The sequence below is a fragment of the Christiangramia qingdaonensis genome (assembly GCF_048381525.1).
In the GTDB taxonomy this organism is placed as follows: domain Bacteria; phylum Bacteroidota; class Bacteroidia; order Flavobacteriales; family Flavobacteriaceae; genus Christiangramia.
This window is the reverse complement of record NZ_JBLWIM010000012.1, coordinates 1,215,455-1,228,619: the sequence shown is the minus strand read 5'-3', so window position 1 is coordinate 1,228,619 and position 13,165 is coordinate 1,215,455. Positions and strand designations below refer to the sequence as shown.

The window sequence follows — 13,165 nt, the reverse complement described above, 5'->3', positions numbered from 1 at the left end:
TTGTAAAATAGTGCTCTACTGTTTTGCAAAGCGGGTGCAAATATAATTGCTTTTTATAAAACTAAAAAGTCTTTTCAGAATAAAAATAGAAAAAGGCGGTTAAACCGCCTTTCCTAGTGCCCGATGTTTGGTTTTTAGTATAAGTAATTTAGGGCAACTGTATCATAATATCCAAATTCGCCGTCTTCATTTCCACCAAAACAGGCCAGCATAATAGAATTCGAATCAAAGCCTGTAGGCGTACCGGGAATATGAACTGCACCATCAGCTCCTGCAGATTCTCCGCTTTGTCCACAGCTTTGGCGACTAAACCAATCTGTATGTCTTAATCCTACCGCATGACCAATTTCGTGAGTCATTACGTGTTCATTGGTGTTTGTATCGTAGTTCTGCATACCTGAGAAGATCTGTACATACTTGTAGGGATTACCATTGCTTGGAAATCCTGCAACTCCTCCAGCCTGACCATTGTTGGTCTGGTAAACTACGATATCGTAGGGCTGGTAGTTAGTTCCGAAAGTGAGTGTAAAGGTAATTCCAAGATCCAGCGCATTGTAATTACCAATTGCATACTGTAAGGCAGTTCTCTGTTTACTGGATAAAGCCTGGCTTCCTCCGGTGTACCCAATTACGTTCACAGTACGAGGTGAGCTCACCAGGTTGTTGGTTCGATACTGCTTATCTGTGATAGAAGACGCGGACATACTAAATAATTGGTCTTTAGTCATGGCAATATCACCTTCGATAAGATAATTTTCGATAGAGCTTCCATCGGGAAGCATCATCATTTGCTTTTCAACATGTTTTGAATTGAAATGGAGATCGGAAATTCTCTTAAGAACCTCTTTGGAGATCTGATCTTCCTGAACTTTGGCAGTTTCTGGAGAAATTTCTGAAACATCTTCTTTTTCACAGGAAGCAAAGAGTAATACTCCCATGGATAGGGTAAGTAGTGTAATTTTTTTCATAAGTAAGTTTAGATTAATGGGGCACTTATGAAGTTAAACTACACTAAAAGATGTTTATCTACTAATAAATTATGTTAATTGTAGGAATTTTCCGTAATACTACACGATTTCAGCACTCAATCCTGCATCCAATAGTTTGGAGCATCGTGGCTTCAATTCATCATATGGACCGGTTTTTACAGTACATTTTCCCTTGTAATGAACCAGAATACTACATTGCTCAGCCTGTTCTGGAGTATGTTCACAAGCATAGATCAATGTTTCGATTACATGATCAAAGGTATTGTAATCATCATTATATAAAACGATTTCGTTTTCACGCTGTTTTTGCGTTTTCAGGTCAACCTGTTCTAAAACTTCCTCTTTCGTACTCATCTTCAACTTATTACAATTTCTGAAAGCTGCAAAGATACAAATTAATGTAACATGCTTAAAATGAAAACTTTGCAGCTACCCAGTTATTTCTTTCAATGTGTTCTATAAATTTCAAATCATGCTTTTCACATGCCGACTTTATAACCGGAAGGTCTTCGGTATAAAATCCACTAAAGTAGATACTTCCTGATTCTTGCAGACATTCTACATAAGTAGCCATATCATTCAGTAAAATATTTCTATTGATATTAGCAAGAATTACATCGTATTTTCTACCAGTTAACAACTCTGCTCCACCTTCTTCAACATCTATATCCTTACAATTGTTGCGTTCAATATTCTCCAGTGTATTCAAATAACACCAGTTATCGATATCAATCGCTTCCACGGGGTTTGCACCTTTCATTCTTGCTAAAATGGCAAGAACTCCAGTACCACATCCCATATCCAGTACAGATTTACCTTTCCAGTTATTCTTTAAAATATGCTGAATCATCATGTGAGTAGTAGAATGATGACCAGTACCAAATGACATTTTAGGTTCTATGATAATATCGAACCGGGTATCTGGCTTCTCATGAAACGGTGCTCGAACGCTGCACTCATCGTCCACCAGTATAGGAGTGAAATTCTTTTCCCACTCCTCGTTCCAGTTTACCCGTTCAATTTTTTTCACCTTATAGTCAATACTGAATTCTTCAGACTTCAGGATCTGTACCTCATCCAGTAGATCATCTGCAAATTGCTCTTCCGGCACATAAGCAGTAATTCCATCTTCATTCTCAACAAAACTTTCAAAACCAAGTTCTCCTAGTTCTGCGATCAAAATTTCTGAAGCTGGAGCGACCGGTTGTATCGTAAAATGATATTCGTAATAATGTCCGGTCATTAAAATGAGTTTACAATCTCAAGAAAATCAACTGCTTTTAAGCTAGCTCCCCCAATCAGACCACCATCCACATCTTCTTTGGCAAAGATCTCCCTGGCGTTTGCCGGCTTTACACTACCTCCATAAAGGATGGAAGTATTTTCAGCCACATTCGCGCTTACATTGTCTTTTAATAGAGTACGAATATGTTTATGCATTTCCTGTGCCTGTTCAGGGCTTGCAGTTTCACCGGTCCCAATTGCCCATACTGGTTCGTAGGCTAAAATGATATTTTTCCAGGCGTCTTCTGAAAGGTGAAATAAAGCTTCCTTTAACTGTGATTCTACTAAACTGAAGTGCTTGTCGTTTTTACGGTCTTCCAGCTCTTCTCCAAAGCAAAAGATCACTCGCATTTCTGCTGCGATCGCTGCGTCTACTTTCTTAGCCAGTTGCTCATTTGTTTCGTGAAAATATGCACGTCTCTCGCTATGCCCAAGAATAACCGTAGTCACACCAATACTTTGTAACATTTTTGCTGAAATTTCACCCGTAAAAGCGCCATTTTCACTTTCATGCATATTTTGAGCTGCAACGATAACGGGAGTATCCTTTAGTGCCTGGAAAGTAGGATATAGATTTGTAAAGGCTGGAGCTACCATAACAGTTGCTTCAGGTTCCTTAACCATTTGCATCTTCATTTCGCCAAGTAATTCTTCAGTCTCAGCAAGATCGTTATTCATTTTCCAGTTTCCGGCTACTATTTGTTCTCTCATGATAAATATATTTCAGTGATTGGATGCTCTCCTACTATAGGTTTCAGCATATAAGACAAATATAAGGAAAGACTGAAATACGAAATCCTAAACCAAAGCTAAACCTTCAATTTTTAGGATTTTCAGAATAAAAGATAGCGGATGCTTATAATTCGATATCGCTAGCGTCGAACCAGTGTTTTTTCTGCTCCACAGTACCGGATCTCAACACCAGGATACCGGGATTTGCTCTTACGATCGTTTTAAGCGCAGTTTCGTCTGCCTGATAGAAATCGAAATCCAGATCAAATTTCTCTTTTAGTTTAGCTTGAAGATTATCACCAGATGCCGTGAGAGCAATCACGCGATAATTCTTAGTTCGTGCTTCTTTTGCCAGGTCCTGGATCGCTTGATATCCTTCCATTTCAGTAGACCTTATGTTATACATAACGAACATCAGGACTTTATCTGTAGTAAGAATATCTGTCGTAATATCACCCTCTGGACCTTCGATCACAAAATCATGAATTGGCGGTACATAGCCTTCTTCGATCTGTACCGTTTCAACGCCTATAAATTCTCCGGAAACCTGGGGATAGGCACCTTGATTGGTAATGATCTTCTCCTCACCTCCCTCATTAAATTTCCATTGATATTCATATACAGGTTCCTGAGCACCTTCTGGCACCACCATCTTTTCAGCAATGTTATTGCCAATCTTATAGGGTCTGAAATCAAGCAATGGAAGATGCATCAGGACATGATAACAAAATGCGAAACATGCCATGAAGCTGAGGAAAATTGCCCATTTATGATATTTCTGCGGAAATAATGGCTCTATAAACTTCTGATTAAAGAATAATACCAAAATCAGTACCAGTAGAATAATATCTTTATAGAATGACTCCCACGGACTAAGCGGAATTGCATCACCGAAGCAGCCACAGTCTGTAACTTTATTGAAGTATGCCGAATAAAAAGTAAGAAATGTAAAGAAAACGATCATGAGCAGGAGGCTCCAGCTGGTAAATTTCCTTGCATACCCAATAAGCAGCATGATCCCAAGCACGAGCTCGAAGATCACGAGTAAAATAGCGATAACAAGAGCAAACGGTATAAGCGCCGGAATGTCCAGTACCGGTTCACTGAAATATTCCTGTAGTTTGTATGAAAAACCTACGGGATCATTCAGTTTGATGAATCCGCTGAAGATGAAAAGTACACCTACCAAGACTCTGCAAATACCTACTATTGCTTTCATAAGCTATATTTTCTGAATTATTTTTCGGCTTCCTGGAAATGGATCATAGCAAATACAGAATAATTGATCATATCCTGGTAATTTGCATCAATCCCTTCACTAACCAGCGTTTTTCCCTGGTTGTCCTCAATTTGCTTCACCCTTAATAATTTCTGTAAGATAAGATCTGTAAGGGAACTAATTCGCATATCCCGCCATGCTTCGCCATAATCATGGTTTTTATCCATCATAAGCTGCTTGGTTGCGGCGATACTCTTGTCATATAGATCTATTGCGTCCTGAGGTCCAAGATCGGGCTGATCTGCAATTCCCTTTTCAAGCTGAATCAAAGCCATTACCGAATAATTTATAATCCCGATAAATTCAGATTTCTCATCTTCATCAACTTTTCGAACATCGCTTTCCTGAAGTTTTCTTATACGCTGTGCCTTAATAAAGATCTGATCTGTTAAGGAAGGTAATCGTAAAATGCGCCAGGCACATCCATAATCCTGCATTTTATTCAGAAAAAGACTGCGACAACGGCCAATGACATCATCGTATTGTTCGGAGGTATTTTGCATGAAGTAGCTGTAATTTGCGTAAATTTCGGTCAAATATTTCAGATAGTCAAAGTTATTTGCGCTACCAAAATTCAGCCATCTCATGTTTATAAATTGCCGTGGTAATCTCATCGACCTTTCCGAACCAAAAGTGATGGGAATCATTAATATTACTCCAGACTCCTTTTTTGAGGGTAGTAGAAAACAAACGGATAAAGATATCCTTTCCTCTGCTGAAAAAATGCTGAAGGAAGGTGCGACCTTTCTGGATATTGGCGCTTATAGCTCCAGGCCTGGTGCGCAGGATATTTCAGAAGAAGAAGAATTAGAACGAATGATTCCGAAGCTGAAGCTATTGGAACAGCATTTTCCGGAAGTGAACTTTTCCGTAGATACCTTTAGATCCAGAGTCGCAAGAGAAACTGTTGAGAATGGCGCCGCAATCATCAATGATATTTCTGCCGGGAATCTCGACGCTCAAATGATTAAAACCGTAGCCAGTCTGCAGGTTCCTTATATCATGATGCATATGAAAGGGACTCCGCAAACCATGAAAGACCTGAACCAATACGAGGATCTCACTGCAGATATTCTTTTTTACTTTTCTGAAAAGATTTCGGCAGCCAGAAAAGCCGGAATAAATGATCTTATCATTGATCCGGGATTTGGGTTTGCTAAAAACATTGCACAAAATTTTGAGCTACTGAATAAACTGGAAATTTTTAAAAATCTGGAACTCCCCATACTCGCAGGACTTTCTAGGAAAAGTCTCATCTGGAAAACTTTAAAGTCTACACCTGACGACGCTCTTAATGGCACTAGTATTTTAAATACGATTGCACTTAGAAAAGGAGCTTCAATTTTAAGGGTTCACGATGTAAAAGAGGCGATGGAATGCATCAAATTAACGGGTGAACTCCATAACTACATTTAGTTTTTCTATTTTTACAAAAAACCACTGCATTTGGACATCATAGATCTTCGTATCCTCGATATTCTAGATATTGTTTTTGTCGCCCTCCTACTCTACTATGTTTACAAACTGGTTAGAGGTACTGCGGCAGTTAACATCTTCATTGGGATCGTGGTTATTTATCTGGTTTGGCTGCTAACACAGCTACTTCAAATGGAATTACTTAGCAGCGTTCTGGGTGAATTCGTTGGGGTTGGTGTATTTGCACTTATCGTGGTTTTTCAACAAGAGATCAGGAAATTCCTTTTGATGATTGGCTCCACGAATTTCACACAAAAAGGCCGATTCCTGCGAAGCTTCAAAATAGGCCGGGATGATGTTCGCTCAAAATTAGATGTGGAAGCTATCATAGATGCCTGCGAAGCAATGGGGAAAACCCATACCGGAGCGTTGATGGTGATTCAGAAGAACAATAAACTCGACTTCGTAAAGAATACGGGTGATAAAATGAAGATCAAGCTGAATCAGCCCATCATTGAATCTATATTTTTTAAGAACAGTCCGTTACATGATGGTGCCATGGTCATCGAAGAAAGTATGATCACCGCCACCAGAGTGATTCTACCTGTATCCAATGACAGATCTATTCCTTTAAGATTCGGACTAAGACATCGTGCTGCCGTAGGGATTACTGAAAAAACTGATGCGCTGGCTTTGGTGGTTAGTGAAGAATCTGGACAAACCTCTTATATCAGGGATGGACAGTTCGTGATGTTCGAAACGATGGACGAACTAAAGGTTAAGATCAATGAAGACATAAGCTAAAATAGATGACGCATTGCAAAAATTGCAATTTTGCCATATCAGAAGAACAGAATTATTGCTCCAATTGTGGAGCGAAGATCGTACGCAACAAGCTCAGTGTTCCCTATCTTTCTGGAGAATTCTTTGAATCCTTCTGGAGTATTGACTCCAACAAACCAGTACTAACTTTTATTGATCTTTTCCGTAGACCTGTGAATGTGATTCAGGGATATATTGAAGGCTTGCGTAAAAAATATATCAATCCTTACGGATACTTTACCATCGCACTAACCCTAACTGGCCTATATACTTACGTTAACCTGAAATATTTTCCAGAATACTTGGAAGGTGGAGGTCTTGAGGTTAATACAGGAGAACGTGATATAACAAGGGAGGTCACTACGATGATCCTGGAACATATGAACCTCATCACTTTCCTGTTCATCCCGGTAATCACCTTATTCTCCAGACTGGTCTTTTTAAAAAATAAGAAATACAATCTTGCCGAGCATTTAATTGTACACCTTTATGCTTACTCACATATAAGTATCGTTTTTGCGATCCTTATTCTACTTTCATTCAGCAATCAGTCGCTTTTTGCAATTATGAATTATGTCAGTTTACCTTTTTACATAATCTACTACGGGTATATTTTTAAAAAGATGTATGATCTAAGCTTATGGAAGATAATACTTAAAAGTTTACTCTTTCTGCTTTTGCTTCTGCTTGTTTTCCTGATAGTTAGCCTCGTAATTGGTCTCTATATGGCCAAACTCAAGGGAGTTATTTAAATACTCTCTTCTTCCTTGAACTGCACTTCATAAAGCTTGCGGTAATATCCATCGGTTTTCTGAAGCAGACTTTGATGATTACCAATTTCCACAATTTTACCCTGATCCATTACAATGATCTTATCTGCTTTTTTAATGGTCGCAAGCCTATGTGCGATAACGATGGAAGTTCGACCTTCAGTTATCTTATCTGTCGCGTCCTGTATAAGTTGTTCGCTATAGGAGTCTACGGAAGATGTTGCTTCATCCAGTACAAGAATACTTGGATTACTAACATAAGCTCTTAAGAATGAGATTAACTGTCGTTGTCCGGAAGAGAGCATCGCTCCACGTTCCTTTACATTATAATAATAACCGCCGGGAAGAGAATCTATAAATTCATGAATTCCAATTTGCTTAGCAGCTTTAATAACATCTTCATCTGAAATATCAGGGTTATCAAGATTGATATTATTCATGATCGTATCTGCGAACAAGAATACATTCTGTAGAACCACAGCGATCTGAGATCTTAAAGATTTAAGCTCAAGGTCCTTAATATCATGCCCGTCTATTTCAATGACTCCACTATCAATTTCGTAAAATCTGCTCAGTAAATTTATGATGGTTGATTTCCCAGCGCCGGTAGCTCCAACAATTGCCACAGTTTCCCCAGGTTCTACTCTAAAAGAGATTCCTTTTACAACTTCTTCCTCTGGAATATAACTAAATCTTACGTCTTTAAACTCGATCTCTCCGTCAAGATACTCTACCGCAATAGTTCCGTTATCTTCTATCGTGGATTCTGTATCCAGAATCCCGAATACCCGGTTAGCAGCGACCATCCCCATTTGCAACGTATTGAACTTATCGGCAATTTGTCGCAATGGCCTGAATAACATCTGACTCAATTCTATGAAAGCTACAATAATACCCAATGACATATCATCACCGGCAACTACCCGTAATCCACCAAACCATACGATCAAACCTATGGTAATAGAAGTTGACATTTCAGCAATTGGAAAAAAGATGGAGTTATACCAAACCGTTTTCACCCATGCTTTTCTATGTTTATCATTGATCTTCTTAAAGTTTTCGTATTCAGTTTTCTCGCGAGTAAACAGCTGTACGATCTTCATCCCGGTGATACGTTCCTGTACGAAAGTGTTCAAATCTGCCACCTGAGTTCTAACTTCTTCAAAAGCCAGCTTCATTTTCTTCTGAAAGACTCTAGTTGCGTAGATGATAAAAGGTAAAACTGTAAGTACAAGCAAGGTAAGCTCCCAGCTTTTATAGAACATTACACCAATCACTACCAACATCTTTAGTAGATCTGAAATGATCATAAAAAGTCCCTGGCTAAAAATACTGGCAATCGTTTCAATATCACTTACCGCCCTGGTCACCAATCTTCCAACTGCAGATTTATCATAATACTGCATTTTAAAGCCAAGCATATGCTTGAAGAGTTTGACCCGCAGATCACGAACAACCTCCTGCCCAAGCCAGTTGGCATAGTAGATAAAACAGAACTGGAAGATCACTTCCAGCACCAGTACCCCAATCATAAGGCTTACATAATATATAAGACTGTCAAAATCTGCCGGGATCAGGGCTTCATCTACAGTTTCCTGTAGTAAAATAGGCCTTAGAACTCCAAATAGAGAAACAAGGATGGCGGCAACACCTACAAAATAGAATATTCGTTTATAGGGATTGGTATATCCAAGCAATCGCTTGAAAAGCGCCATATCAAATGCATTTCCTGTATTAGATGCCATCTAGTTCTCTTATCGTTTCAGGATATTCGATCCTGGTTAAATATAATCCATGTGCCGGTACTGAAGTTCCAGCTTTCCCCCTGTCTTTGCTCTTGATCACCTCGTGCATGTATTCCACAGGCTGTTTGCTTTGCCCAATTTCAAGTAAAGTTCCTACTATTGCCCGCACCATATTACGCAAAAATCGATCTGCAGTGATATGAAAAATTAGCTTCCCATCCTTTTCGACCCATTTCGCTTCATCAATACGGCAGTTATATGTATGAACATCTGTCCGTGATTTGGAAAAACATTGAAAATCTGAATACTCCTTCAGGATCTCTGCAGCTTTATTCATTTTTTCCAGGTCAAGTTCATAGCGAAAATACCATGCCTGATCGTAATCAAATACATCTTTATACTGAAGCAGATGATACTCGTAACTTCTCGCTACAGCATCAAATCTCGCATGAGCATCCTTCCTTACCGGAAATACTTCAGAAATTGCAATGTCCTTCGGAAGCATAGAATTTAGCTTATAAGCAAGTTCTTGGCAATTAAGTTCTTCCGAAGTATCAAAATGAGCGAACATTTGTCGTGCATGCACACCGGCATCTGTCCTTCCAGCACCAACAATAGCTACTGAAAATGGGAACACCTTGCTTAGATTTTGTTCAAGAACCTCCTGAACACTAATAGAATCAGGTTGATTTTGCCAGCCGTGATAAGCTTTACCGAAATATGAGAGCTTCAGGAAATACCTCAAGTCAGCTTTATTTTTATATTAGCGAAATGCAAAGATAAGGCAATTATAGCAAGGAAAAAGGGCTGATTTCGCTTCCTTTGTTAAACGACTTTTAAAACTGAAAACTTTGAAGAAGATTCTATTACTAAGTGATACACATAGTCATATAGACGAAAGAATTTTGCATTACGCCGGTGAGGCAGATGAAATTTGGCATGCGGGGGATATTGGTAAAACAGATGTCACCGATAAGCTGAAGCAAATTGGACCGCTGCGTGCAGTTTACGGGAATATAGATGATGCTGAAACACGTAAAGAATTTCCATTAAACCAGCGTTTCATGTGTGAAGAGGTTGATGTCTGGATTACTCATATTGGTGGCTACCCGGGAAAATATTCTCCGGCGATTCGGGAAGAGATTAGGCAAAATCCTCCGAAACTATTCATTTGCGGTCATTCACATATTTTAAAAGTAATGAACGATAAAAACCTCGGACTTTTACATATGAATCCAGGTGCGGCGGGGAAACATGGATTCCATAAGAAAAGAACCATGTTGCGCTTCCAGATCGATAAAAAGGAAATCAAGGACCTGGAAGTTATTGAATTTGAATAATTAAAAAACCCGAAGCTTTCGCTTCGGGTTTTTCACGCACTAATACTACTAAGATGATAGGCTTATCGTAATCGATCTACAGATTTTACGAGATCTTCGTCCTTCTTGATGGCCTTATTGGCCAAAACAATAAAAACGATAGAAATAATAGGAAGAAACATCCCAATACCTTTCTCTGAGATATCCATCTCTCCAGGTAAAGTTAGAGACCAATAAACAAACACTCCTAGTAAAAAAAGATTTAATATGATATTTAAACGCCCCAATACAAATTGAAGCTTTCTATTTTTAAACATAACGATACTCACCAGCGAAATTGCTGCTGAAGCAAGAAACATTCCCAGCGCGATCAAAACTTCGTGAGCATAGACAAATTCACCTGCTGAATTCTCCCAAAGCGGAAGAACAAAGATGAGTCCGGCACTCACAATAACCGCTAATAATAACCAAATAGTCTGTATTCTCTGAAGCATATTTCCTGCGATTGCGACACAAAAATAAAAGATTCTTTTTAGAATCATTGCGTAAAAGAATAAAATAAAGTTGTATAATTGCAGTAACAATGCGTAACCTATTCAATACAGGTTACTTAAGTCTCCAAAACTTTTTATTCTTCTTCGAGAAGTTTTTAAATCAATCCAATCTTATAATTATTTCACTGAATACATGTTCGAAATTTCAGAATTAAAAGCTAAAAAGCTTCCTGAACTTAAGGAAATTGCTCAATCGCTAAATGTTCCTAAGTATAAAACCCTTAAAAAACTGGATCTTGTTTACCAGATCCTGGACTATCAGGCCGCTAACCCAGCAAAAGTAAAAGAAGTACTTACAGAAGATAATGCCGAACCGGCTAAGCAGGAAACTAAAAAACCTTCAAAGGTTGGAAGTGAAAAAAAACCTGCAAAAACTCCTGCCAAACCTGCTGCAAAAGCACCGAGGCCTTCCAGGAAAGAGTCTGATCCAAAGGAAGATAAGAAGGAATCAAGACAAAAAAGTACTCGCGAGCGTAGTCCTTCTAGCGGAAAAACTGATGATCGCAAAAAAAGCGACAACAGAAACGATAATCGCAATGACAGTCGTAATGATAATCGCAACGATCGTAATGATCGCAACGACAGTCGGAACGATCGCAATCACAACAATAATAGTAATAGCGGAAACAACAAGAATGACCGTAACGATAACAGAAATGATAATCGTAACGACAATCGCAATGATAACCGCAGCGACAATAAGAAAGGTAACAACGGAAACCGGGATAATCGTAACAGATACCGTGAGCCGGATTACGAATTTGATGCTATCATCGAGAGCGAGGGTGTTCTGGATATCATGCAGGATAACTATGGTTTCCTAAGATCTTCAGATTACAACTACCTCACTTCTCCTGATGATATTTATGTATCACAGTCACAAATAAGATTATTTGGTCTAAAGACAGGAGATACAGTACAGGGACAAATTAGACCTCCAAAAGAAGGAGAGAAATATTTCCCACTTATCAAGATCAATAAAATCAATGGACTGGATCCACAGGTCGTAAGAGACAGAGTTTCTTTTGAGCATCTTACACCACTTTTCCCGAAAGAAAAATTCAACATTGCCGAAAAGCAAGCGACGATCTCTACAAGGGTGATGGATCTTTTTGCTCCCATTGGTAAAGGTCAGCGTGGGATGATCGTATCTCAGCCTAAAACAGGTAAAACGATGTTATTGAAGGATATCGCAAATGCTATTGCGGCAAACCATCCTGAAGTATACCAGATCGTCCTATTGATTGATGAACGTCCTGAAGAAGTTACAGACATGCAGCGTAACGTGAAAGGTGAAGTAGTTGCTTCCACTTTCGACAAAGAAGCTCACGAGCATGTTAGAGTTGCAAATATCGTACTGGAAAAGGCTAAAAGACTGGTAGAATGTGGACATGATGTTGTGATTCTACTTGATTCTATCACCAGACTGGCTCGTGCTTACAATACGGTACAACCTGCCAGCGGTAAAGTATTAAGTGGTGGTGTTGATGCAAATGCACTTCACAAACCAAAACGTTTCTTTGGTGCTGCACGTAATATTGAAAATGGAGGTTCTCTATCTATTATTGCTACCGCTCTTACAGAGACGGGATCAAAAATGGATGAAGTGATCTTTGAAGAATTTAAAGGAACCGGTAACATGGAACTGCAATTGGATAGAAGAATTTCCAACCGTAGAATATTCCCAGCTATCGACCTTGTTTCTTCAAGTACCCGTAGAGATGATCTATTGCTTGACGAAAACAATGTTAAGCGCATGTGGGTACTACGTAAATATCTTGCTGACATGAACCCTATCGAAGCGATGGAATTTATTAATGACAAGATTAGAAACACTAGAAATAATGAAGAGTTTTTAATTTCCATGAACGGGTAATTAATTCTTTCTTATATAAATTCTGAAAAGCCTGAAACTAGATTTCAGGCTTTTTTATGTAATAAGATCAAGTAAAGTGAGAGCTTCGAGTTCGTGTAAGATTACAGGCTACAGATCTTTTTCAAAGCTTCCGCTTTTACCATTACAGTACAATATTAAGTCAGAAAGACTAAAGACTAAGTTTTACGATATTGAATAGCTCTGATTACTTTCCGTAGCAAATACTTTCAGCATTTTAGATAATATAGTTTTAGACTGGAGATTCCTCCTATTGAGAGGTGAAATTTTAAAATTTCCGTAGTTATCTCGGAAGGCTATAGACTCCAATTATCTGCAATAAAAAAGCCCTGTCGATTGACAGGGCTTAGAGCGGGAGACC

Annotated in this window: 14 protein-coding genes; 5 read left to right on the top strand and 9 right to left on the bottom strand. The window is 38.8% G+C overall.

All coding sequences use genetic code 11. The annotated features are described in order from the left end of the window. Positions 1–134: 134 nt before the first annotated feature. The 6 genes from ACNI3T_RS10565 to ACNI3T_RS10540 all read right to left on the bottom strand — a co-directional run bounded on the left by ACNI3T_RS10565 (position 135) and on the right by ACNI3T_RS10540 (position 4,787). Entirely contained in the window at positions 135–968 is an 834-nt protein-coding gene (locus ACNI3T_RS10565) for a M57 family metalloprotease (RefSeq protein ID WP_418227754.1), read from the bottom strand. Positions 969–1,067: 99 nt separating this feature from the next. Then, positions 1,068–1,343 (bottom strand): ATP-dependent Clp protease adaptor ClpS, encoded by a 276-nt coding sequence (locus tag ACNI3T_RS10560; protein ID WP_322300921.1) that lies wholly within the window; start codon positions 1,341–1,343, stop codon positions 1,068–1,070. Positions 1,344–1,398: 55 nt separating this feature from the next. Further along, the gene (gene prmA, locus ACNI3T_RS10555) at positions 1,399–2,232 is read right to left on the bottom strand and encodes a 50S ribosomal protein L11 methyltransferase (protein ID WP_418227753.1); all 834 of its coding nucleotides are present in this window, start codon (positions 2,230–2,232) and stop codon (positions 1,399–1,401) included. Then, the gene (gene tpiA, locus ACNI3T_RS10550) at positions 2,232–2,984 is read right to left on the bottom strand and encodes a triose-phosphate isomerase (protein WP_418227752.1); all 753 of its coding nucleotides are present in this window, start codon (positions 2,982–2,984) and stop codon (positions 2,232–2,234) included. Before tpiA ends, prmA begins: the two co-directional genes overlap by 1 nt. Positions 2,985–3,129: 145 nt before the next feature. After that, positions 3,130–4,224, bottom strand: coding sequence for a BT_3928 family protein (locus ACNI3T_RS10545; RefSeq protein ID WP_418227751.1), 1,095 nt, complete (start codon positions 4,222–4,224; stop codon positions 3,130–3,132). A gap of 17 nt (positions 4,225–4,241) precedes the next feature. Then, positions 4,242–4,787, bottom strand: a complete 546-nt coding sequence (locus ACNI3T_RS10540; protein WP_418227750.1) for a DUF1599 domain-containing protein — start codon at positions 4,785–4,787, stop codon at positions 4,242–4,244. Positions 4,788–4,869: 82 nt separating this feature from the next. Here ACNI3T_RS10540 and folP point away from each other — a divergent pair, with 82 nt between their 5' ends. The 3 genes from folP to ACNI3T_RS10525 are packed head-to-tail and all read left to right on the top strand — an operon-like array spanning position 4,870 to position 7,274. Continuing rightward, on the top strand, positions 4,870–5,700 hold the full coding sequence (folP, locus tag ACNI3T_RS10535; RefSeq protein ID WP_418227749.1) for a dihydropteroate synthase: 831 nt from the start codon (positions 4,870–4,872) through the stop codon (positions 5,698–5,700). Between the two features lie 30 nt (positions 5,701–5,730). After that, the gene (locus ACNI3T_RS10530; protein WP_418227748.1) at positions 5,731–6,504 is read left to right on the top strand and encodes a diadenylate cyclase; all 774 of its coding nucleotides are present in this window, start codon (positions 5,731–5,733) and stop codon (positions 6,502–6,504) included. 5 nt (positions 6,505–6,509) lie between these two features. Beyond that, the gene (locus ACNI3T_RS10525; RefSeq protein WP_418227747.1) at positions 6,510–7,274 is read left to right on the top strand and encodes a DUF3667 domain-containing protein; all 765 of its coding nucleotides are present in this window, start codon (positions 6,510–6,512) and stop codon (positions 7,272–7,274) included. Here the strand turns inward: ACNI3T_RS10525 and ACNI3T_RS10520 are convergent. Further along, the gene (locus tag ACNI3T_RS10520) at positions 7,271–9,037 is read right to left on the bottom strand and encodes an ABC transporter ATP-binding protein (RefSeq protein WP_418227746.1); all 1,767 of its coding nucleotides are present in this window, start codon (positions 9,035–9,037) and stop codon (positions 7,271–7,273) included. The two genes, ACNI3T_RS10525 and ACNI3T_RS10520, sit on opposite strands and share 4 nt — an antisense overlap. After that, positions 9,027–9,782, bottom strand: a complete 756-nt coding sequence (gene truA, locus ACNI3T_RS10515) for a tRNA pseudouridine(38-40) synthase TruA (protein ID WP_418227745.1) — start codon at positions 9,780–9,782, stop codon at positions 9,027–9,029. The genes ACNI3T_RS10520 and truA overlap by 11 nt, the downstream gene beginning before the upstream one ends. 106 nt (positions 9,783–9,888) lie before the next feature. On the opposite strand from truA, the gene ACNI3T_RS10510 reads away from it, so the two are divergent. Then, positions 9,889–10,377 carry a metallophosphoesterase family protein gene (locus tag ACNI3T_RS10510; RefSeq protein ID WP_418227744.1) on the top strand — a complete coding sequence of 163 codons (489 nt, stop codon included), beginning with the start codon at positions 9,889–9,891 and terminating at the stop codon, positions 10,375–10,377. 62 nt (positions 10,378–10,439) lie between these two features. Here the strand turns inward: ACNI3T_RS10510 and ACNI3T_RS10505 are convergent, their stop codons facing one another. Continuing rightward, positions 10,440–10,850 (bottom strand): DUF4293 domain-containing protein, encoded by a 411-nt coding sequence (locus ACNI3T_RS10505; protein WP_322300931.1) that lies wholly within the window; start codon positions 10,848–10,850, stop codon positions 10,440–10,442. A 193-nt stretch (positions 10,851–11,043) separates the two neighbouring features. On the opposite strand from ACNI3T_RS10505, the gene rho reads away from it, so the two are divergent. Continuing rightward, positions 11,044–12,786 (top strand): transcription termination factor Rho, encoded by a 1,743-nt coding sequence (gene rho / locus ACNI3T_RS10500; protein ID WP_418227743.1) that lies wholly within the window; start codon positions 11,044–11,046, stop codon positions 12,784–12,786. Positions 12,787–13,165 lie beyond the last annotated feature (379 nt).

Coding starts and splice junctions, on each gene's coding strand:
- ACNI3T_RS10565 (WP_418227754.1), bottom strand. CDS start 968: ATGAAAAAAATTACACTACTTACCCTATCCATGGGAGTATTACTCTTT.
- ACNI3T_RS10560 (WP_322300921.1), bottom strand. CDS start 1,343: ATGAGTACGAAAGAGGAAGTTTTAGAACAGGTTGACCTGAAAACGCAA.
- prmA (WP_418227753.1), bottom strand. CDS start 2,232: ATGACCGGACATTATTACGAATATCATTTTACGATACAACCGGTCGCT.
- tpiA (WP_418227752.1), bottom strand. CDS start 2,984: ATGAGAGAACAAATAGTAGCCGGAAACTGGAAAATGAATAACGATCTT.
- ACNI3T_RS10545 (WP_418227751.1), bottom strand. CDS start 4,224: ATGAAAGCAATAGTAGGTATTTGCAGAGTCTTGGTAGGTGTACTTTTC.
- ACNI3T_RS10540 (WP_418227750.1), bottom strand. CDS start 4,787: ATGCAAAATACCTCCGAACAATACGATGATGTCATTGGCCGTTGTCGC.
- folP (WP_418227749.1), top strand. CDS start 4,870: ATGTTTATAAATTGCCGTGGTAATCTCATCGACCTTTCCGAACCAAAA.
- ACNI3T_RS10525 (WP_418227747.1), top strand. CDS start 6,510: ATGACGCATTGCAAAAATTGCAATTTTGCCATATCAGAAGAACAGAAT.
- ACNI3T_RS10520 (WP_418227746.1), bottom strand. CDS start 9,037: ATGGCATCTAATACAGGAAATGCATTTGATATGGCGCTTTTCAAGCGA.
- ACNI3T_RS10505 (WP_322300931.1), bottom strand. CDS start 10,850: ATGCTTCAGAGAATACAGACTATTTGGTTATTATTAGCGGTTATTGTG.
- rho (WP_418227743.1), top strand. CDS start 11,044: ATGTTCGAAATTTCAGAATTAAAAGCTAAAAAGCTTCCTGAACTTAAG.